We start from the raw sequence: 18,763 nt of genomic DNA, 5'->3' as shown, positions 1-18,763 counted from the left end.
TCAGTACGTTTGATTGGTTAATTATTACTAAAACGATATTGTGCCATTGCCTGCAGCAAACACAAGGCGTCTGCCCGGCTGCTGCCGGATTACCCTTTCAGGGTCTGTTCCAGCACGTGCAGCTCGTGGTTGCATTCGGGATTCTTCTGGCGGTCGCCCGCGATCTTGCGCACCGCGTGCAACACCGTCGTGTGGTCGCGTCCGCCGAACAGTTCGCCGATTTCCGGCAAGCTCTTTTGCGTCAGTTCCTTGGCCAGGTACATCGCGATCTGGCGCGGGCGGGCGATGTTGGCCGGCCGGCGCTTCGAGTACATGTCCGCGACCTTGATGTTGAAGAAGTCCGCCACCGTCTTCTGGATGTTTTCCACCGATATCTGGCGGTTCTGCACCGACAGCAGATCCTTCAGCGCTTCTTTCACGACATCGATCGTGATGTCCTTGCCGTGGAAACGTGAGTACGCCAGGATCTTGCGAAGTGCGCCTTCGAGCTCGCGCACGTTCGAGCGCAGGTGTTTTGCCACGAAGAAGGCGACGTCGTCCGACAGCGTCACGTCTTCGGATTGCGCTTTCTTGAGCAGAATCGCGACGCGCATTTCCAGCTCCGGCGGCTCGATCGCCACCGTCAGGCCGGAATCGAAACGCGAGATCAGGCGGTCGTCCATGCCCGTGATCTCTTTCGGATAAGTATCCGACGTGATGATGATCTGTTTCTTCGCGGCGATCAGCGCCTCGAACGCATAGAAGAATTCTTCCTGCGTGCGGCTTTTGCCGCCGAAAAACTGAATATCATCGATCAACAGCATGTCGAGCGAGTGATAGTAGTGCTTGAAGTCGTCGAAGCCCTTGCGTTGGTACGCCGTGACGACGTCGCGCACGTACTGCTCGGCGTGGATGTAGCGGATGCGCGCGTTCGGCTGGTCGGCCATGACCTGGTTGCCGATCGCATGGATCAGGTGAGTTTTACCCAGGCCGACGCCGCCGTAGAAGAACAGCGGGTTGTACGACACGCCCGGGTTGTTCGCCACCTGGATGGCGGCGGCGCGCGCCAGCTGGTTGGCCTTACCGGTCACGAAGCTGTCGAAGGTCAGCTCGGTGTTGATGCGGCTTTGCTCGCGTTTCGGCGAGTTGGCGATGTTCAGGTTCTGGTTGTGGCTCGGGCCGTTGCCGCTGTTCGGGCTCGGGTGTTCAGCGCCGGGCGCCGGGCGCGGGGCGTTGAAGTCGACCGTCGCGGTGGAGCCGGACGCACCGGCACTGACCGTGTTGCGCGACGGATGCGTTTTTGGGTCGAGCACGAACTGCACCTCGACCGGCGCTTCCCAGTACTGGGCTGCCAACTCCGTGATGCGGGTGGCAAACTGTGTCTTGACCCAGTCGAGCTTGAAGCGATTCGGTGCGGCCACGCGCAGCTTGCCGTCTTCGTAGTCGAGGGCGACCAGCGGTTTGATCCACGCGCTATATTGCTGTGGCGTGAGCTCGAGCTCTAGCTGCGCGGAACAGGTCTGCCAAAAATTTTCCATTACTTCGCTTGTTGATACGTAACACGCTATTTTACCCGCACCGGACAAAGTTATCCACAGGCGCTACACATATTTTCCACCGAAACGGCCTGTCGGGGTGCCCGGCAGCGGGGCCGGGAAGGGCGGTGATGGCGGCTTGCGAAACAACATCCACCTTGACACTGATGCGCGAATTAGAGTCTAATTCAGGGTTCCCCGTCCGTGCACCGTGTCAGGCTGATAATTTCAGCGGCTGGTAGTCGGGCGAAGAGAGACCTGTGGCATGACGCGAGCTTAATCTGCGAAATTGTCATCGGCGCCGAATCTGACTCAAGTCAGACCCGATTTTGCATCTTATTTTGCTTTAAGCGAGACCACCATGAAACGTACTTACCAACCTTCCGTCGTCCGTCGCAAGCGCACGCACGGCTTCCGCGCACGTATGGCTACCCGTGGTGGCCGTCAAGTCCTGAACGCTCGCCGCGCCAAAGGCCGCAAGCGTCTGGCTGTCTAAGTCACACACCGCACGTTGCGGTCAGTGATGACAGGCGAAGGTTCGCACGACTTCGCGCGCGTTCGGCGCATCGTTAAAACGGATGAATTTTCATCCGTTTTTCGTTTGCGGCCGGCGCAAAAAACGGCGCATTTCGTGCTCTATACGCGACCGAACGCACTGCCGCATGCGCGGCTGGGCGTCGTTGCGGCCAAGCGCTTTGCGCCGCGCGCGGTCACGCGCAACACGATCAAGCGCATCACGCGTGAACTGTTCCGCACCACCGGCCTGCCGCCTGTCGATTGCATCGTCCGCTTGTCGCGGCCGGTCAACGGCAAGGATGGCCCGGCGACGAACCGGGCTCTGAAGGCCGCGTTGAAGGTGGAACTGACGCGCCTGTTTGCGTCGCAGCTGCGGCGCCCGGCGCCGGTGGACGCGGCATGAAAGCGCTGCTCGTCTCGCTGTTTGTCGGGATCTTGCGCGGTTATCAACTGCTGATCTCGCCAATGCTCGGGCCGCGCTGCCGTTTCTATCCCAGTTGTTCCAATTATGCGATCGAAGCGTTGCGCGTCCACGGCGCTGCACGCGGCTCATGGCTGGCCGCGCGCCGCGTGGGCCGCTGCCATCCGTGGCACGCCGGCGGCCTCGACCCGGTGCCGCCTCACGGCGCCAAGGAATCCCATTCAGCCGCTTGCGGTTGCAACCACTCCTGAAGACTCCAATGGAATTCAATAAACGTACTGTCCTGTGGATCGTGTTCGCCATTTCCCTGATTGTTCTCTGGAACAATTGGATGGTGGCTAACGGCAAACAGTCGATGTTCTCGCCGGCGCGTCCGGCCCAGGTTGCCCAGCAAAAGACATCCGATGTGCCGGCTGCACCGCAAGCGGGCAGCAATGCCGTGCCCGGTGTGCCGGCCACGCCAGGTGCGCCTGCTGTTCCTGGCGGCGCGCCAGTGGCCGCCGTGGCAAGCCCGGTCGTTACCGTCACCACCGACGTCGTCAAGGTCGACATCGACCCGGTCGGCGGCGTGATCAAGCGCCTCGAGATGCTCCAGTACCGCGATCACTTCGACAAGACCAAGAACCAGGTCCTGTTCAGCGTGAATGGTCCGAACGTGTACCTGGGCCAGACTGGCCTGATCGGCACCACCGCCGCTGGCGTGCTGCCGAACCACACCACGCCGTTCACCGTGCGTCCTGGCGTGCGTACGCTGGGCGCGAATGGCCAGGTGCAGGTCGTGATGGATGCGGAGCAGGGCGGCGTGCGCCTGACCAAGACGCTGACGTTCCGCAAGGGCGACTACCTGATCGGCGTGCGTCACGACGTGACCAATATCGGCACTGCGCCGGTCCAGCCATCGCTGTACCTGCAGCTGCAGCATGACGGCACCAAGCCGGCCACCGATTCGTGGTTCATGCCAAGCTACACCGGCCCGACGTTGTACACGAGCACCGACAAGTACCAGAAGCTGACCTTCGAGCAGATCGAAAAGGGCAGTGCGGATCACGCGCTGAAGGCCGACAACGGCTGGGTCGCGATCTCGCAGCACTTCTTTGTGTCGGCCTTCATTCCGGCCGACCGGGCGCCACGTGACATCTTCACCAAGAAGATCGCCACGAACCTGTATGCGATCGGTACCGTGCAGTCGATGGGCACCGTGGCGCCTGGCGCCACCGTGTCGGTCGATTCGCGCCTGTATTCAGGTCCGCAGGACGAGCGCACGCTGGAAACCATCACCCCGGGCCTCGAGCTGGTGAAGGACTACGGCATGCTGACCGTGATCGCCAAGCCGATCTTCTGGGTCATGACGCAGCTGCACGCGATGCTGGGCAACTGGGGCTGGACCATCGTCGCGCTGACCATCCTGATCAAGCTGGCGTTCTTCCCGCTGTCGGCGGCAGGTTATCGCAGCATGGCCAAGATGCGTGTGGTCACGCCAAAAATGCAGGCGATCCGCGAACGCTTCAAGAGCGATCCAGTCAAGATGCAGCAAGCCACGATGGAGCTGTACAAGACCGAGAAGATCAATCCGCTGGGCGGCTGCCTGCCGATCCTGGTGCAGATGCCGGTCTTCTTCGCCCTGTACTGGGTGCTGCAGGCCTCGGTCGAGATGCGCGGCGCGCCATGGATCGGCTGGATCCAGGATCTGACGCAGCCTGACCCGTTCTACATCCTGCCGGTCATTTATGCGGTGTCGATGTTCATCACGACCAAGCTCAATCCGCAGCCGACCGACCCGGTGCAGGCCAAGATGATGCTGTTCATGCCGATCGCGTTCTCGGTGGTGTTCTTCTTCTTCCCGTCCGGCCTCGTGCTGTACTGGGTGGTCAACAACATCCTGTCAATCGCGCAGCAGTGGGTCATCACGCGCAAGTTCGAGACGGCCGCAGCGAAGTAAGCTGCCTTGGTCCTTGCGAAAAACCCGCGCCTTGTGCGCGGGTTTTTTTTGCGTGTGCGATGGACTTGGATTCCCGCCTGCGCGGGAATGACGTGTTGGCTTTACGGGTCATGGGTTGTGTCGCAGCCCGCAGCTTGAAAACCGTCGTTCCCGCGAAGGCGGGAACCCAAGTCATCCCCCATACCCATCACCCGAATCCCTTACAATCGCTCCATGAAACTCGATACCTCACCCATCGCCGCCATCGCCACTGCCCCCGGCCGCGGCGGCATCGGCGTCGTGCGCGCCTCCGGCAAGGAACTCGGTGCGCTGATCGCCGCGCTGTTCCCCGGTGCGACGCTCGCGCCGCGCCACGCAACCTATATCCCGTTCAAGGCCGCCAACGGCGACATCATCGACGAGGGCCTGGCCCTGTACTTCCCGGGGCCGCATTCGTACACCGGCGAAGACGTGCTGGAACTGCAGGGCCACGGCGGCCCGATCGTGCTGCAGATGCTGCTGGGACGGGTGCTGGAAGCGGGCAGCAGCATGGACCTGCGCCTGGCCGAACCGGGTGAATTCACGCGCCGCGCGTTCCTCAACGACAAGCTCGACCTGGCCCAGGCCGAGGCGGTGGCCGACCTGATCGACGCCTCCACCGAAGCTGCCGCCAAGTCGGCGTCGCAATCGCTGTCGGGCGCGTTTTCGCAAGTGGTGCACACGCTGGTGGACCAGACGACCAATCTGCGCATGCTGGTCGAAGCCACGCTCGACTTCCCGGAAGAAGAAATCGACTTCCTCGAAAAATCGAACGCGCGCGGCCAGCTGGCCGGGATCATCACGGCGCTGGAACACGTGTTCCGCCAGGCGGCGCAAGGCGCGCTGCTGCGTGAAGGGTTGAATGTCGTGCTGGTCGGGCAGCCGAACGTGGGCAAGTCGTCACTGCTGAACGCACTGGCCGGCGCCGACGTTGCCATCGTCACGCCGATTGCCGGCACCACGCGTGACAAGGTCAGCGAGACGATCCAGATCGAGGGCATCCCGCTGAACATCATCGACACCGCCGGCATCCGCGCGATCAGCGACGAGATTGACGTGGTCGAGCGCATCGGCATCGAGCGCACCTGGGGCGAAGTGGGCAAGGCCGACGTGATCCTGCACCTGCTCGACGCGAACCTGGGCCCGAGCGCGGCCGACGAAGCCATCGTCGCGGCCTTCCCGGCCAACGTGCCGGTGGTGCGCATCTGGAACAAGATCGACCTGTCGGGCCACAAGCCGTCAAAAGATGAAAGCACGGACGCCGTGCACCTGTATCTGTCGGCGCACGAAAAGCTCGGCATCGACCTGCTGCGCGCCGAACTGCTGCGTATCGCTGGCTGGCAGCAGACGGGCGAATCGCTGTTCCTGGCGCGCGAGCGGCACCTGATTGCGCTGCGCGCGGCAAGCGACCATCTGGAACTGGCGCGCCAGCACGCAATGCAGGATGACCAGTCGCTGGACCTGTTTGCCGAAGAGCTGCGGCTGGCGCAGGATCAGCTTTCCAGCATCACCGGGCAATTCACGCCGGATGATTTGCTGGGGGTGATTTTCGGGCGATTCTGTATCGGAAAATAGATAGTTGCCAATGGGGGATTCGATGCCTGTCCCGGCTCGATCCTCTTGATAGGAAGGCGACCACCGGGGATTGTGACGCCCGACCGGATCAGCGCCAAACTGACGCGAATTGCGCAGGTATTGCCGTAGCCGGGATTTTTGATCAGGTCATCCCACCCGATCTGCTGGAACAACGTGTCGCGGCTGACGACGCGGTTACTCGGGTAGTTTTTCGGCAGCGCAAGGGAAGCGAGCCACATACAGCGCTATCAGCTCGGCGGCTGCATTGCCCGGCATCGAGCCAGCGCGCCCGCGCAGCTCGTCCCATATACGATCATCGATTTCCAGCGGCTTCATACCGCGCGGCGCGCACCACAGCCGCCCCTGCGTTGCATCGACAACCCCTGCCTGATAGCCCTCTGCATACCGCTGCTGGAACGCCGCATCGGGCTGCTGGCTCCATTTATCCACGCCTGGCTGTCCGGCCACCTTTGCCACGAACCTATCGCCCGACAGGTGCCATGTGAATGCGCCAAGCGGCTGCGCCGCCGCGCCGCATATCAGCGTCAGGACAGCGCACAGAACTGCGCACCTCATACGATTCGCCATACCCACCTCCGATGAATTGTGAGTGAGTATTGTGTCGTCCAAAACTTGAGACGGTCTTGCGCGTCGCCAGCGCATCAACTTGTATGAAATGCCTGTGCGAATAGCGGTAGCTGTCCAAAGCGCAACGGCTCGCATTTGTGCATCGCTCACCGCTGTTGTCGCGACGCGTCGCGCGCCAACACGGCCGGGCATGCTAGGCTTGCTGCTATGAACACGCGAATCACGACCCTTGCCCCCCATCCTGCGCGCCGCACGCTGTTTCGGCTCGCCGCCATGCTGGTCGGCGCCACTCTATTGTCATCCTGCGCCAGCGTCCTCGGCCCGCGTCAGGTCGAGCTGCCGCTGCACAAGCTGCAATCCAGCCTCGACAAGCGCTTCCCGATCAATGAACGCCTGCTGGACATTTTTGACGTCCAGCTCACGCGCCCGCAATTGTCGCTGGTGCCGGATCAGGACCGGGTCGCGCTCGCCGTCGATGCGTCAGTCGCGCCGCCGTTTGCGCGCGCCTGGGCTGGCAACGTTGCGTTCTCGGGCCGCCTGTACATCGATCCAGGGCGCGCCGCCGTCATGATGGCCGAGCCACGCGTCGACCGCCTGCAGCTTGGCAATCCCGAGGCCGAGCGCCGGCTCGCGCGCGTGGCCAATACGCTGATCGACACCGTTGCGCGCGACATGCCGGTGTATGCGTTTGACCAGAAGGACTTGCGCTACGCCGGCGTCCAATTTGTCCCGACGCGCATCCAGACCACCCGCACGGGTCTCCTGGTCACGCTCGAACCGGCGAAGTAACCCAGCCCGATCCGCATGTTGCAGTTGCGTCAAATTGCATCGGCACGGCAGATCAGGGATTGCACCCACATTGCATTCGGAGCACACTGATACGCAACGAACCGCAGGATGGGTTCGCCAGTTGGGCTCCCGCTTGCGCTTTCTCATGGGCATGGAGTTCCACTGAAGTAATCTTTCTCTGACTTCAGGTTGCCGTATCAGGGGGTGGATCTTGGAAACGATTTATGAAAGTTTTCCGAACGGTGGCAGGCCGCTCCAGGCACCGCCCGTCTCGGTTGCCGCCGCCGTGAGCGCCGCGCCCACCCGCGCCAACCTGCCCGCCAAGGGCTCATGCTGGTATTGCGAAAAGCCGCTCGACAGCGTGCGGCGCTTCTGCGGCAAGCCCTGCGCCGACGCCTTCGACGAAGAGGCCGAGTTTACGCGTTGAGGTCTAGCGGCGATGCGTTGCCTGCATGCGCCAGCAGCAGCAACGCATGTTCGAAATCGAAACGCTCGATGGACTTCTCCAGCGCCGCCATGCGGTCGGCGCCCAGCGTGACCAACAGGCGTGGCCTTAGCAGCGCCACCAGTTCGGGCGCGCGGCCATCGCCGATGTCGAGCATTGCGCGCAGCCGCGTCAGGTCGCGCGCATCGACCGGCAGCGCTGGCGCTGCCGTTGACGACACCACCGGCAGAGGCGCCGCATCCGGCGCCACCAGCAGCGCATCCACTTCCACCAGCACCCGCGTCAGCTCACAGTCCAGTGCATCCATCAGCGCCGGCGGCGCCGCGCCGTCAGCCTTGAGCGCCAGTTCGACCTCGAGCGCCAGGCGGCGCAGCGGGAGTGCCTCGATCATGCCGGCCGCGCCCTTGAGCGTGTGGGCGATGCGCTGCGCCAGCACGGTGTCGCCGGCAGCGATGGCAGCTTGCAGGCGCGCGATCAGGTCGCGGTAGTCGGCGGCAAAGCGCGCCAGCAGGCGCAGGAACATCGCACGGTCGCCCATGACCCGGTCCAGAGCTGCCGCAAGGTCGATGACGGCTGCGGCGTCGCCGCTCGGGGCGTCCGTCACCGGGTGGTGAACGACCAGGTGCGCGTGACGGCCGCACCATTGACCGTGCCGGCGAAGCTGACGTCGTAGACGGTGGACCCGCGCAGCGGCTGCAGCGGGATGATGGCGGCAGCAGGCTTGTTGTCGGACAGCGGCAGGACGCGCAGCACGGTCAGGTCGCTGCCGCCGCGCGGGCGCACGGTGAAGCCCGTGACCGTGACGTTGGCATCGAGGTTGGTGTGCACGCTGATCGGATAGCCCACTTCGTTGGCGTTGGGGACCGGGTCGGGCTGCTCGGTATTGCTGAAGAAGTTCGGCACGACCTGGGTCTGGCCATTGAACGGCCAGGTGACGAGCGTGCCGCGTGCGATGCCGGGACCGAAGCCGTCGCGGCTGGCGAAATCGGCCGTGAAGTAGCGGTAGCCGCTGCTGGCCGTGGCCGCGCCGGTGCCGATCTCGCGGAACATCGGCTCGAAGATCACGAAGCGGTGGTAGATCGCAGTGATCAGTTCTTCGGCCATGTAGAAGCCCGAGCCGTTGCGGCTGCCCGAGATGACTTCGCCGTAGGCATAGCCACGATCGGCGCGCAACGTGTAGCCGGCCGCGTTCAGGCGCGCGCCCAGGTCGGCGCCGGTAAAGCCCTGGCGCCCGGCGACCTGGTCGTGGCTCATGAGGTTATTGACGCGCAGGTATTCGGAATGCCCGAGCGCGGCGTTGTTGATCTGCGCGTTCTCGGGTACCTGCGGTACACCGATCTGGCCGCGCCGGTAGTTGATCCAGTTGCGCCCGTCGACAGCGATATTGCCGGTCTGCGTCGGCGCCGCGATCCCGATGGGGTCGGGTGCCACGGATGAATCCGGATTGACGGCGGTGCCGCCGGTAACCTGGCCGGACAGGCTGTCGCTATCGCTGCTGCCGCAGCCAGCCAGGCCCAGGACGGCGGCCAGGGCTGGGATCATTAACTGCCAACGGAGCGTATAGCTCATCTTGCAACTCCTGTCAATACGGGGTGTAATTTGATATTCTAGGGCAAATCCGGATGTGACGGCGGGTGGTGACGTCAACGCGCAACCACCTTGTTTTGCAGGCTGTAGAATAAGCCATCATTTATCTTGTCGAGTCGTCCATTGAAGCCTATTAACCAACAACGCCTCGCACGCGCCAAGTTCGCCCTGCCGAGTTCCGTCACGTTGCTGTCGATTGCCTGCGGCTTCGCCAGTATCGTGATCTCGGTCGACAATGCGGGTGTGGGCGCCCCGGGCGACTTCCGCCTGGCCGCCATCCTGCTGGTGCTGGCCGGCGTGTTCGATGCGCTCGACGGCTTCGTGGCACGCGCCACCAATACCCAGTCCAGCTTCGGCATGCAGCTCGACTCGATCGCCGACGTGATGAACTTCGGCTGCGCCCCAGGCCTGCTGCTGTACTGCTACGGCTTCACGCAACTGAACGACGTGCATCCGACGCTGGTGCGCATGGGTGGCCTGGCCTGCTTCGTGTTCGTCACCTGCGGCGCGCTGCGTCTGGCGCGCTTCAATATCAGCCAGGGCCGCACCGACCCGCGCTACTTCGTGGGCATGCCGATCACTGCCGGCGCGGCATGCGTGTCGGCCGTGGTCGTGGCCTGGCCCGATCCGGTTACCCAGATGGCCCAGGCGTTCATGGTCGCGGGCCTGATGGTGGTGGTTGGCGCGCTGATGGTCTCGACCATCCGCTTCCCCAGCTCCAAGCACCCGAGCGGCAAGCTGATGATCGTGATCGTCGCCGTCTGCGCGGCCTTGCTGGCCGTGCTGCAGACGCGCTTTTTCGTGCTGTTCTTCCTGGTGTACATCAGCCTGACCTTGCTGCTCAATATCGGCTGGAAGATGGGCTGGCGCGGCGTGGCGCAGCCAAAAGTCTACGACGAAGAGTGAACCGGCGGCCCTGACAAGGGCCGTTTTTTCGTTCAGGCGAACTTGTCGAGCATTGCGGCCAGGTGTGCGGCCCGTTCGCGGGCCTCAGGCAGGTCGGCCGCACCACTCGTCTGCGTCACGATCGACGCGGTCAGCAGCTGCACGAACGAGCGGTCGAGCGCCTTGCGTGCTGCCGCCATCTGCTGCGCCACTGCGTCGCAGTCCACTGGCGTGTCGGCCAGTGCAATCAGTTTCTGCACGCCGCGCAGCTGGCCCTCGATCCGTGCCAGCCGGTTCAGCAGATCCTTCTTTTGCGGCGCCGTCAGCGCCTTGCCTTCGACGATCTTGACGTGGGCCTCGAGCATCAGGCGACCTCGTGGCCGCGCGCGGCGCGCAGGATCTGGAACCAGTCCTCGCGCGACAACGCGAACGTCGTGCCGGCCACCGCGTCGGCAATTGCCGCGATGCGGCCGGTGCCGGTCAGTGGAATCGGCCGGCTTGGCAGGCGCATGATCCACGCGAACACCACGCTGGCAAACGGCTGGTTCAAACGATCGGCAATGCCCTGGATCGTCTGGCGCAGCAGGGCGGCGCGTTCATTCGCTGGATCGAACAGGCGCCCGCCACCCAGTGGCGACCAGACCATCGGCGCGATGCCCAGGTCTTGCAGGCCGTCGAAAGTTTCGTCGAACAGGGGCGTGGTCACGAGCGGCGAGAACTCGACCTGGTTGGTGCTCAGGGCCACGCGGCGGTTCAGTGACTCAAATTGGTGCCGTGTGAAATTCGACACGCCCACGTGCCGCACCTTGCCGGCCGTCTGTAACCGCGTAAAGGCTTCGGCAATCTCGTCGAAGTTCATCAAAGGGTCGGGCCGATGGATCAGCAGCAGGTCGAGGTGGTCGGTATGCAGGCGGCGCAGCGATTCTTCGGCCGACGCGATGATGTGCGCCGCATCGGTGTCGTAATGCTGGATCGTGTGGCCGGGATGTTTGGCCGACATGAGCCGGATGCCGCACTTGCTCACCAGTTCGATGCGGGCGCGCAGTGAAGGCTGGGCGCGCAGGGCCTCGCCAAACAGCAGCTCGACGCCATAGTCGCCATAGATGTCGGCATGGTCGAACGAGGTCACGCCAAGCGCAATGCATTGTTCGATAAACTCGACGCGCGCTGCGACCGGCATCGCCCATTCGGTCATGCGCCACATGCCGGCGACGATGCGCGAGAGCGTCGGGCCGCCTTCGCGCGTGAGGGTGCGGGGGCAGCGCAGATCGGCAGGCAGGGCAGGCGACATCGGGTTTCTTTCGTCATGACAGGATTACACGATTATAGCGGTAGCCGATACGTCGTTCCCGCGAAGGCGGGAACCCAGGTTGCACACCCTTGCTGCAGCCTTGATCCTGGCACGCAACGGACTTGGATTCCCGCCTGCGCGGGAATGACGGTTCAGCATTCCGGGGTAAAAAAAGCCCGCCGGCGCTGCTGCGCGGGCGGGCTTGTCGGGTCTGGCGACCGGATTACTGCATCCAGAGACGCATCGAATCCCAGGCGCGGCCAAAGATGCTCGCTTCCTGGACTTCTTCCAGGGCGACGACCGGCAGCACCAGCAGCGGCTTGCCGTCGACCGTCATCTTGAGCGTGCCGACCGCGCCATTGCGCGCCAGCGGCGCGACCAATGGATCGCGGCGCTCCAGCACCGGCTTGAGTTTACCGGCCACGCCCTTCGGCACGGTCACCAGGATGTCGCGCGTGAAGCCGATCTTCACGGTCGGCTGCGAGCCTTTCCAGATCTGCGGGGTCTGGATCGCCTGGCCTTTCGAGTACAGCTTCACGGTGTCGAAGTTCTGGAAGCCCCAGTTCAGCAGCTTCTGGCTCTCTTGCGTGCGCACCTCGGTCGAGCTGGTGCCCAGCACGACGGCGACCAGGCGACGCTCGCCCGTGCTGCCGTTCGGGCGGCGCGCCGACGAGATCATGCTGTAGCCCGACGAATCGGTGTGGCCGGTCTTCATGCCATCGACGGTCGGATCGAGCCACAGCAGGCGGTTGCGGTTCTGCTGGGTGATCTTGTTGTACGTGAACTGCTTGATCGAGTCGATCTTGTAGAACTCGGGGAAGTCGCGAATCACGTGCGAGGCCAGGTTGGCCAGGTCGGCGGCGGTCGAGTAGTTGTTCGCGTCCGGCAGGCCGTGCGGGTTGGCAAACCGTGTGCTCTTCAAACCCAGGCGCTGCGCTTCGCGATTCATCAGCGTGACGAAGGTGGCTTCGTCGCCGGCAACGGCTTCCGCGATCGCCACGGCGGCGTCATTGCCCGACTGGATCATCAGGCCATGCAGCAGGTCGCTGATCGAGACTGGCACGCGCGGGTCGATGAACATCTTCGAGCTGCTGCTGTCGACTTTCCAGGCGCGCTCGGACACATTGACCATCTGGTTCATCGACAGGCGCTTGTCGCGGATCGCCGAGAACGCAACATACGCGGTCATGATCTTGGCCAGCGACGCCGGTTCGATGCGCATGTTCTGGTCTTGCGACGCGATGACCTGGCCGCTTGTGGTGTCGAGCAGTAACCACGACTTGGCTGCGATGGATGGAGCCGGCACGGTTTGCGCACTGGCCGAGATCATTACCAGGCTGGCGGCAAAGGCCGCTAACAGTTTTTTCATGGAAACGTTCGTCATTGTAAAAGGTGGAGCGGTGGTAGAGCGCAAGGCAATGCCCGGGGGCACTGCCTCAAGAGAAGGGAATGATTATAGGGGACTGTGACCGTTAAATGTCACGGCGCCACAGTTGAACGACCAGATTTTTAATGTGGCCGAGCCGGCGATGGAAGAAGTGGTCGGCGCCCGGAATGATGATCACGGGGATATCCAGCGGACGAGCCCAGTCGAATACCTGCTGCATCGTGATCGTGTCGTCCTGCTCGCCGTGGATCAGGATCGTGTCTTGCGGCACGGGCGGCATCGGCCATTTGCCGGCCGCGGTGCCTACCAGTACCAGGCGCTCGGGCGCGCGGCCCTCGGCTTCCAGGCGCAGCGCGAACTGCGCCTGCACGAAGGTGCCGAACGAAAAACCGGCGAGCGTCACCGGCAGGTCGGGGTAGCGCGCACGCATGTGCTCGTACATGATCGCCATGTCGTCCACTTCGCCCTTGCCGTCGTCGTACACGCCTTCGGATTCACCGACACCGCGGAAATTGAAGCGCGCCACGGCGTAACCCAGCGTGACGAAGGTGCGCGCCAGCGTCTGCGCGACCTTGTTTTCCATGGTGCCGCCGTACAGCGGGTGCGGGTGCGCGACCAGCGCGATGCCGCGCGGGGCGTCGTCGGGCAGGTCGAGCAGGCATTGCATCTTGCCGGCGTCGCCGTCCAGATAGAATTTTTGCGAGTGGATGTTCATGGTCAGATCTTGAGACGATCGACGACCTTGCCGCCGACCAGGTGGGTATCGATGATGTCGTCGATGTCTTCGTTATCGACATAGGTGTACCAGACGCCTTCCGGGTACACCACGAGCACGGGGCCTTCTTCGCAGCGGTCGAGACAACCGGCCTGGTTGATGCGCACCTTGCCTTCGCCGCTCAGGCCCAGTTCCTTGATGCGCTTCTTGGCGTGTTTCTGGGCTTTTTCAGAGCCGCACTTGCCGCAGCTCTGGCGCGCATCCTTGCCTTCGCGCTCGTTCATGCAGAAAAATACGTGGTGCTGGTAAAACGGTTGGTCGGTCATGGCGTTCTCGTCGAAAAAGGCAGAAGTATTATCTTACTGGCGATTGAGTTTATGTGACGGCAGCAGCAGGAACCAGAGCGCGAAGAACGGCCAGCTCAGTGACAGGAACCACGCCGCGCCATTGAAGTTCAGGAATTTGCCCTGCACCCAGCCCTGCAGTGTGGACGAGAAATACGGGTTCACCGGAATCGTGTTGACGACCACCAGCGCCAGTATCAGCGTCACCACCGCCAGGCGCCGCTGCGCCACCTGCGGCGCAAACACCAGGCCCGAGAGCATGATCATGCCGATCAAGAAGCCCCCTTCGGCGCCCGGCGTGACCCAGACCAGTGCATTATCGGGCCGGAACAGCAGCGAGCTGGCAAACGCCTTGAGCACCAGCGCGGCCGCCAGCAGGGCGATCATCAGCCAGAAGCGCGGCGCGCCGCGGCGCACGAGGCACATCAGCGTGAGCGCGGCGCCGGTCATGCCGCAGGCGGTGATGATGGTCTCGGACAGCCAGTACTGCTCGACACTCATCGTCACGCCGGGGCGCAGCATGGCCACCAGGTCGATCTCGGTATCGAACCAAGACGACAACCAGCCGGAGACGATCGGCAGCACCTGGCCATGGCCGAACAGGTAGCTTTGCGGGTAGATCTGCGCCAGCGGCCACATGGCCACCAGCACCAGTCCCTGGCTCGCATGCGGCGCGAACCAGCGCTGGCGCAGCTTGAACAGGCGGCTGCGATCGAGCAGGCCAGGGGCCCACAAGGCGCCCAGCACGGCGCCGAGCAGCGCGCCGCCCGCATTGGTGACGAAGTCGAGGTTCGACGGCACTCGGCTGGGCAAAAAGTTCTGCACCGTTTCCATGACGCCGGTGGTGAAGATGCCGATCAGCGCGGCCAGCAGCACCGCCCAGATGCCACGCACGCGCGGATAGAACGACAGCACCAGCAGCAGCCCGAACGGGATGTAGCCGACGATATTGACGCCGACATCGAAGCCCGTGAAGTAACGCTGCTTGACCAGATTCAAAAACGCCAGCGGCGCCACGCCCGTATCGCGCCAGCCGGTGAACGGAAACCAGCTGGCATAGATGATCAGCAGCAGATACGCCATCAGCGCGGCGCGCACGATCGGCGAGCCGCGCGAGCGCCCGGCCGCGACTTCGGCGGAGATGGCCTCGTCGCTCATTTGCCCTGCAGGTCGAGGGTCGACAGCCAGTTCTTGAGATCGAGCGCGATCCGGTCGGTACCGGCGGCCAGCGCGGCCACACCACCGGCGGCGTCCTGGCTCGGGGCAGGGGCGTTGTGCGCGAAGCTTTTCTGGGCCACCAGGCGATGGTCGACCAGGACCGACGCGCGCAGCAGGATCTGCCCTTCGCTTGCACTGGCGCTGGAAAACGCATGCACGAAGTCGTCGACCTCGATGCGCAGGATCGGCACGCGGTTGGCTGCGTCGGTGGCCGACAGCACCGTGACACCGGCTTGCGCCAGGCGCACCTTGAGGCGCCGCGTGATCAAATCGAGCGGCGTGCCGCTCCAGCGGCTGCCGGCGTAGGTACGGGCTTGCAGCGGGTCGGCATAGTTCAGCCGGTACACCATGCGTTCGTTGTCGAGGACAGCGCCGCCGGTGGCGTCCATCACGACGATCGGAGGCAGGTGCGACGATGGATTGGCAGCCGTGAACAGCTGGACCGATGGCGCGCCGAAGTCATAGATGGTATTGGGCGCGCCCTTGTTGCTGGCACAGCCGGCCAAGAGCGCGGCACCAGCAACGGTCACGGCAACGGCGAGGCGGTAGGGGCGGAAATTCACGGTGGTCCTCATTTGGTCGGGGGCGCGAAGCCCGGCTCGCCCGGTCCGGGCGCATCGCCCGGTGTGCCGAACAGGATGCTTTGCGGGCGGTCGGAGAACGAATTCGCGGTGCGGCGCACGGCGCGCAGCGAGGCGCGTGCTTCGTCGGTCATCTGCACCACGTGCGGCAGCGTTTCCAGTTCCAGCTCGCTGGTGGCCGCGCCGAGCGCACCGATGGTGCTGTTCAGGCGTTCGATCGGGCCGTCCGGGGCTTGCAGGCGCGTGGCCAGGTTGTCGTAGTTGCGCGTCATCGAGGTGGCGCTGGTGGCCAGCGTGTCGATCGAGTCCATGCTGCGGTCGACCTTCGTGACCAGTGACGGCAAGCGGTCCAGCACTGGATCGAGCCGCTGCGGGATCGCCGCGTAGGCCTCGGCGGCGCGGTCCACGCTCTCGAACGCGCCGAGCATCGTGGCGCGGTTTTCCGGGCTGAGCAACTCATCGAGGCTGGTGGTGATCTTTTCGGCCTTGTCGAGGATCGCCAGGCCGCGGTCCTCGAGCTGGTCGAGCAGGCCGGGACGCAGCGGGATGCGGGCAATGCGCTCGCCACCGGTGGCCAGACGCGGCGACCCGGTGCGCTCGTCGTTCAGCTGGATGAACGCGATGCCCGTCACGCCCTGGTAGCCGAGCGAGGCATAGGTGGTGCTGGTAATGGGCGAGGCTTCGTCGACCGACAGGCGAATCAGGATCTGGCCGGTGACGCGCGGATCGAACACGATGGTGTCGACGCGCCCGATCTCCAGGCCCCGGTAGCGCACCGTGGCTTGCGGGTTCAGGCCGGGAATCGACTGGGTGGTGACGATCTCGTACGGCACCAGTTCGGTCTTGTCGCGGTTGAACCAGAGGCCGATCAGCACCGTCGCCACCAACAGAGCGATTGTGAAGATGCCGGTCATCAGCGCATGTGACCTGTTTTCCATACTAGTGTGTCTCCGATTCGTTCTGGGCCCGGCGCTCGTCGAGCACTTCCAGTGCCCGCTGGCCGCGCTGGGCCCAGGAAAAAGTGTTTGATGAACGGGTGCTCGACCTTGAGCACGTCGCACGATGGTCCGACGGCCAGCACGTGTTTTTCGGCCAGCACCGCGATGCGCGAGGACAGCGCGAACAGCGTGTCCAGGTCGTGCGTGACCATCACCACCGTCAGTTTCAGTTCGCGGTGCAGCGTCTGGATCAGCGTGACGAAGGCGTCCGACAGGTCGGGGTCCAGGCCTGCGGTCGGCTCGTCGAGAAACAGCAGTTGCGGCTCGAGCGCCAGTGCCCGTGCCAGTGCCGCGCGCTTGACCATGCCGCCGGACAGGTCGGATGGCATCTTGGCCGCGTGTTCCGGCCCCAGGCCCACCATGTCCATCTTGAGCAGCACCGCGTCGCGGATCACGTCCTCGGGCAGCGCATGCAGCTCGCGCATCGGCAGGGCGATGTTGTCGAAGACGTTCAGCGCCGAATACAGCGCGCCCTGCTGGAACAGCATACCCCAATGGTTGCGCATGCGTTGCAGCTGCTCGGGCTTGGCCGCGCTGATGTCTTCGCCGAATACGTGCACGCTGCCCTGCGACGGGCGCTCCAGGCCCAGCATCTGGCGCAGCAGCACGGTCTTGCCGGTGCCCGAGCCGCCGACGATCGACAGGATCTCGCCATCGTAGATTTCGAGGTTCAGGTCCTGGTGCACGACGGTGCGGCCGAACCGGGTCCACAGGTTGCGGATCTCGACGACGGGTTTGCCCACGTCTTCGTCGGGCCGCAGGTTCAGGCGCTGGGGGGATTGTGCTTGGGTGTCGGCCATCAGAATCCCGTGTTGCTGAAGATGATCGCGTAGACCGCGTCGGCCAGGATCACCACCGTGATCGCGGTGACGACCGAGGTCGTGGTGCCGCGCCCGAGGCTTTCGGTATTGGGCTTGATGCGCAGGCCGAAGTGGCACGCGATCAGCGCGATCAGCACGCCAAAGGTCGCGCCCTTGAGCAGGCCAATGGTGTAGTTCACGAACGGCACCGCGTCGGGCAGCTTTTGCAGGAAGTAGCGGAATGACATGCCCATCTCGATTTTCGCCGACACCATGCCGCCCAGCAGGGCCATCGCATCGGTCCATACCACCAGCAGCGGCATCGAGATCGCCAGCGCGATCACCTTCGGCAGGATCAGGCGGTAGCCGTGCGAGACGCCCATCACCAGCATCGCATCGAGCTCCTCGGTCACGCGCATGACGCCCAGTTGCGCCGTGATCGACGAACCGGAGCGGCCGGCGACCAGGATCGCCGCCAGCAGAGGACCCAGTTCGCGGATCACCGCCATGCCGAGGATGTTGACCAGGTAGGCGTCGCCGCCGAACATGCGCAGCTGCTGCGACGACAGGAACGACAGCACGATCCCGATCAAGAAGCCCACGATCGCCGTGATGCCCAGTGCCTGAAAACCCGAGTGATAGATATTGGCCGAGATTTCGCGCCACGGGCCGGTGGCCGGGCGGCGCACAAAGCGCCACAGGTCCTGGATCACGATACCGATCAGGCCAATGAAGCTGCGCAGGTGCGCAAAAAAGTCGAGCATGCCGGCGCCCAGCCTGATCAGCCAGTCGAAGGGACTGACGCGCTGGCGCGGCAGCGTGATCTTGCTGGCTGCTTCGATGCGCTTGAACAGGTCTTCCTGGCGCGGGTCGAGCGTGAGGCGCGGTGGGCGCTGCTTGTTCCAGGTATTCCAGAACATCTGGGCGCCGATGTGGTCGAGGCTATCGACGCCGGACAGGTCCCAGGTGCAGGCCGATTTGTCTTTCAGGCCCGCGAGCTGGCGCGTGATGCCCTTCAATATACCGTGCTGCGACAGGCCGTGGACTTGCCAGACCCCGCTGGCGATGACAGATTGGCCCGCCCCCTGGCCGGCCTGTTGAATGGTTAATGTTGGCGCATTTTCAATCTGCATTGCGGCAGTGTAAAAGAGA

21 protein-coding genes and 1 pseudogene are annotated in these 18,763 nt (G+C 63.9%); 8 read left to right on the top strand and 14 right to left on the bottom strand.

Annotated features, from left to right (window positions below; translation table 11 throughout):
- Nucleotides 1–89 precede the first annotated feature (89 nt).
- On the bottom strand, nt 90–1,517 hold the full coding sequence (dnaA, locus tag ACZ0AJ_RS18765; protein ID WP_183555234.1) for a chromosomal replication initiator protein DnaA: 1,428 nt from the start codon (nt 1,515–1,517) through the stop codon (nt 90–92).
- 358 nt (nt 1,518–1,875) lie between these two features.
- Here dnaA and rpmH point away from each other — a divergent pair, with 358 nt between their 5' ends.
- The 5 genes from rpmH to mnmE all read left to right on the top strand — a co-directional run bounded on the left by rpmH (nt 1,876) and on the right by mnmE (nt 5,983).
- Complete coding sequence (rpmH, locus tag ACZ0AJ_RS18760) at nt 1,876–2,010, top strand: 50S ribosomal protein L34 (protein WP_040378179.1); 135 nt, start codon at nt 1,876–1,878, stop codon at nt 2,008–2,010.
- A 27-nt stretch (nt 2,011–2,037) separates the two neighbouring features.
- Nucleotides 2,038–2,433, top strand: coding sequence for a ribonuclease P protein component (gene rnpA, locus ACZ0AJ_RS18755; RefSeq protein WP_258838052.1), 396 nt, complete (start codon nt 2,038–2,040; stop codon nt 2,431–2,433).
- A complete protein-coding gene (gene yidD / locus ACZ0AJ_RS18750) occupies nt 2,430–2,702 on the top strand; it encodes a membrane protein insertion efficiency factor YidD (RefSeq protein WP_183555235.1) in 273 nt (90 codons plus the stop codon). Before rnpA ends, yidD begins: the two co-directional genes overlap by 4 nt.
- A gap of 8 nt (nt 2,703–2,710) precedes the next feature.
- Nucleotides 2,711–4,390 carry a membrane protein insertase YidC gene (gene yidC / locus ACZ0AJ_RS18745; protein ID WP_499455938.1) on the top strand — a complete coding sequence of 560 codons (1,680 nt, stop codon included), beginning with the start codon at nt 2,711–2,713 and terminating at the stop codon, nt 4,388–4,390.
- 213 nt (nt 4,391–4,603) lie between these two features.
- Nucleotides 4,604–5,983 (top strand): tRNA uridine-5-carboxymethylaminomethyl(34) synthesis GTPase MnmE, encoded by a 1,380-nt coding sequence (gene mnmE / locus ACZ0AJ_RS18740; RefSeq protein WP_258838055.1) that lies wholly within the window; start codon nt 4,604–4,606, stop codon nt 5,981–5,983.
- 195 nt (nt 5,984–6,178) lie between these two features.
- On the opposite strand, the gene ACZ0AJ_RS18735 is transcribed toward mnmE, so the two are convergent.
- Nucleotides 6,179–6,571 (bottom strand): Rap1a/Tai family immunity protein, encoded by a 393-nt coding sequence (locus ACZ0AJ_RS18735; protein WP_499455937.1) that lies wholly within the window; start codon nt 6,569–6,571, stop codon nt 6,179–6,181.
- A 207-nt stretch (nt 6,572–6,778) separates the two neighbouring features.
- Between ACZ0AJ_RS18735 and ACZ0AJ_RS18730 the strand changes: the two genes are divergently transcribed.
- Nucleotides 6,779–7,360: a DUF1439 domain-containing protein gene (locus tag ACZ0AJ_RS18730; protein ID WP_499455936.1), complete on the top strand. Its 582-nt coding sequence runs from the start codon at nt 6,779–6,781 to the stop codon at nt 7,358–7,360.
- Nucleotides 7,361–7,571: 211 nt separating this feature from the next.
- On the top strand, nt 7,572–7,787 hold the full coding sequence (locus ACZ0AJ_RS18725) for a hypothetical protein (RefSeq protein WP_499455935.1): 216 nt from the start codon (nt 7,572–7,574) through the stop codon (nt 7,785–7,787).
- Here the strand turns inward: ACZ0AJ_RS18725 and ACZ0AJ_RS18720 are convergent.
- Together ACZ0AJ_RS18720 and ACZ0AJ_RS18715 are read right to left on the bottom strand one after the other, a co-directional pair.
- Entirely contained in the window at nt 7,777–8,409 is a 633-nt protein-coding gene (locus ACZ0AJ_RS18720; RefSeq protein WP_499455934.1) for an Hpt domain-containing protein, read from the bottom strand. The genes ACZ0AJ_RS18725 and ACZ0AJ_RS18720 overlap by 11 nt on opposite strands.
- Nucleotides 8,406–9,374 carry a CAP domain-containing protein gene (locus ACZ0AJ_RS18715; RefSeq protein ID WP_499455933.1) on the bottom strand — a complete coding sequence of 323 codons (969 nt, stop codon included), beginning with the start codon at nt 9,372–9,374 and terminating at the stop codon, nt 8,406–8,408. The genes ACZ0AJ_RS18720 and ACZ0AJ_RS18715 overlap by 4 nt, the downstream gene beginning before the upstream one ends.
- 141 nt (nt 9,375–9,515) lie before the next feature.
- Here ACZ0AJ_RS18715 and pssA point away from each other — a divergent pair, with 141 nt between their 5' ends.
- A complete protein-coding gene (gene pssA, locus ACZ0AJ_RS18710; protein ID WP_499455932.1) occupies nt 9,516–10,298 on the top strand; it encodes a CDP-diacylglycerol--serine O-phosphatidyltransferase in 783 nt (260 codons plus the stop codon).
- Nucleotides 10,299–10,330: 32 nt separating this feature from the next.
- Here the strand turns inward: pssA and ACZ0AJ_RS18705 are convergent, their stop codons facing one another.
- From ACZ0AJ_RS18705 to ACZ0AJ_RS18660, 10 genes and pseudogenes are all read right to left on the bottom strand, one after another.
- Nucleotides 10,331–10,642 carry a metal-sensitive transcriptional regulator gene (locus tag ACZ0AJ_RS18705; RefSeq protein WP_499455931.1) on the bottom strand — a complete coding sequence of 104 codons (312 nt, stop codon included), beginning with the start codon at nt 10,640–10,642 and terminating at the stop codon, nt 10,331–10,333.
- Nucleotides 10,642–11,568 carry an aldo/keto reductase gene (locus tag ACZ0AJ_RS18700; RefSeq protein WP_499455930.1) on the bottom strand — a complete coding sequence of 309 codons (927 nt, stop codon included), beginning with the start codon at nt 11,566–11,568 and terminating at the stop codon, nt 10,642–10,644. The genes ACZ0AJ_RS18705 and ACZ0AJ_RS18700 overlap by 1 nt, the downstream gene beginning before the upstream one ends.
- A gap of 223 nt (nt 11,569–11,791) precedes the next feature.
- Entirely contained in the window at nt 11,792–12,937 is a 1,146-nt protein-coding gene (locus ACZ0AJ_RS18695) for a D-alanyl-D-alanine carboxypeptidase family protein (protein ID WP_183555242.1), read from the bottom strand.
- Between the two features lie 103 nt (nt 12,938–13,040).
- Complete coding sequence (locus ACZ0AJ_RS18690; protein WP_183555243.1) at nt 13,041–13,670, bottom strand: alpha/beta hydrolase; 630 nt, start codon at nt 13,668–13,670, stop codon at nt 13,041–13,043.
- 2 nt (nt 13,671–13,672) lie between these two features.
- A complete protein-coding gene (locus ACZ0AJ_RS18685; RefSeq protein ID WP_183555244.1) occupies nt 13,673–13,996 on the bottom strand; it encodes a (2Fe-2S) ferredoxin domain-containing protein in 324 nt (107 codons plus the stop codon).
- A gap of 33 nt (nt 13,997–14,029) precedes the next feature.
- Nucleotides 14,030–15,172, bottom strand: a complete 1,143-nt coding sequence (locus tag ACZ0AJ_RS18680; protein ID WP_499455929.1) for a VanZ family protein — start codon at nt 15,170–15,172, stop codon at nt 14,030–14,032.
- On the bottom strand, nt 15,169–15,795 hold the full coding sequence (locus ACZ0AJ_RS18675; RefSeq protein WP_499455928.1) for an ABC-type transport auxiliary lipoprotein family protein: 627 nt from the start codon (nt 15,793–15,795) through the stop codon (nt 15,169–15,171). Before ACZ0AJ_RS18675 ends, ACZ0AJ_RS18680 begins: the two co-directional genes overlap by 4 nt.
- Nucleotides 15,796–15,803: 8 nt before the next feature.
- Nucleotides 15,804–16,751 carry an MlaD family protein gene (locus tag ACZ0AJ_RS18670; protein ID WP_499455927.1) on the bottom strand — a complete coding sequence of 316 codons (948 nt, stop codon included), beginning with the start codon at nt 16,749–16,751 and terminating at the stop codon, nt 15,804–15,806.
- A 1-nt stretch (nt 16,752) separates the two neighbouring features.
- Nucleotides 16,753–17,611, bottom strand: a pseudogene (locus tag ACZ0AJ_RS18665) (ABC transporter ATP-binding protein).
- The gene (locus ACZ0AJ_RS18660) at nt 17,611–18,744 is read right to left on the bottom strand and encodes an MlaE family ABC transporter permease (protein ID WP_499455926.1); all 1,134 of its coding nucleotides are present in this window, start codon (nt 18,742–18,744) and stop codon (nt 17,611–17,613) included. Before ACZ0AJ_RS18660 ends, ACZ0AJ_RS18665 begins: the two are co-directional and overlap by 1 nt.
- Between the last annotated feature and the right edge of the window lie 19 nt (nt 18,745–18,763).

Source organism: Telluria sp. AC161, assembly GCF_979258535.1.
The sequence above is the reverse complement of the archived record's forward strand: the minus strand, read 5'-3'. Positions and strand labels throughout refer to the sequence as shown.

Coding starts and splice junctions, on each gene's coding strand:
- rpmH (WP_040378179.1), top strand. CDS start 1,876: ATGAAACGTACTTACCAACCTTCCGTCGTCCGTCGCAAGCGCACGCAC.
- ACZ0AJ_RS18705 (WP_499455931.1), bottom strand. CDS start 10,642: ATGCTCGAGGCCCACGTCAAGATCGTCGAAGGCAAGGCGCTGACGGCG.
- ACZ0AJ_RS18670 (WP_499455927.1), bottom strand. CDS start 16,751: ATGGAAAACAGGTCACATGCGCTGATGACCGGCATCTTCACAATCGCT.
- rnpA (WP_258838052.1), top strand. CDS start 2,038: ATGACAGGCGAAGGTTCGCACGACTTCGCGCGCGTTCGGCGCATCGTT.
- ACZ0AJ_RS18680 (WP_499455929.1), bottom strand. CDS start 15,172: ATGAGCGACGAGGCCATCTCCGCCGAAGTCGCGGCCGGGCGCTCGCGC.
- yidD (WP_183555235.1), top strand. CDS start 2,430: ATGAAAGCGCTGCTCGTCTCGCTGTTTGTCGGGATCTTGCGCGGTTAT.
- ACZ0AJ_RS18685 (WP_183555244.1), bottom strand. CDS start 13,996: ATGACCGACCAACCGTTTTACCAGCACCACGTATTTTTCTGCATGAAC.
- mnmE (WP_258838055.1), top strand. CDS start 4,604: ATGAAACTCGATACCTCACCCATCGCCGCCATCGCCACTGCCCCCGGC.
- ACZ0AJ_RS18730 (WP_499455936.1), top strand. CDS start 6,779: ATGAACACGCGAATCACGACCCTTGCCCCCCATCCTGCGCGCCGCACG.
- ACZ0AJ_RS18660 (WP_499455926.1), bottom strand. CDS start 18,744: ATGCAGATTGAAAATGCGCCAACATTAACCATTCAACAGGCCGGCCAG.
- ACZ0AJ_RS18700 (WP_499455930.1), bottom strand. CDS start 11,568: ATGTCGCCTGCCCTGCCTGCCGATCTGCGCTGCCCCCGCACCCTCACG.
- ACZ0AJ_RS18695 (WP_183555242.1), bottom strand. CDS start 12,937: ATGAAAAAACTGTTAGCGGCCTTTGCCGCCAGCCTGGTAATGATCTCG.
- ACZ0AJ_RS18715 (WP_499455933.1), bottom strand. CDS start 9,374: ATGAGCTATACGCTCCGTTGGCAGTTAATGATCCCAGCCCTGGCCGCC.
- dnaA (WP_183555234.1), bottom strand. CDS start 1,517: ATGGAAAATTTTTGGCAGACCTGTTCCGCGCAGCTAGAGCTCGAGCTC.
- yidC (WP_499455938.1), top strand. CDS start 2,711: ATGGAATTCAATAAACGTACTGTCCTGTGGATCGTGTTCGCCATTTCC.
- ACZ0AJ_RS18690 (WP_183555243.1), bottom strand. CDS start 13,670: ATGAACATCCACTCGCAAAAATTCTATCTGGACGGCGACGCCGGCAAG.
- ACZ0AJ_RS18735 (WP_499455937.1), bottom strand. CDS start 6,571: ATGGCGAATCGTATGAGGTGCGCAGTTCTGTGCGCTGTCCTGACGCTG.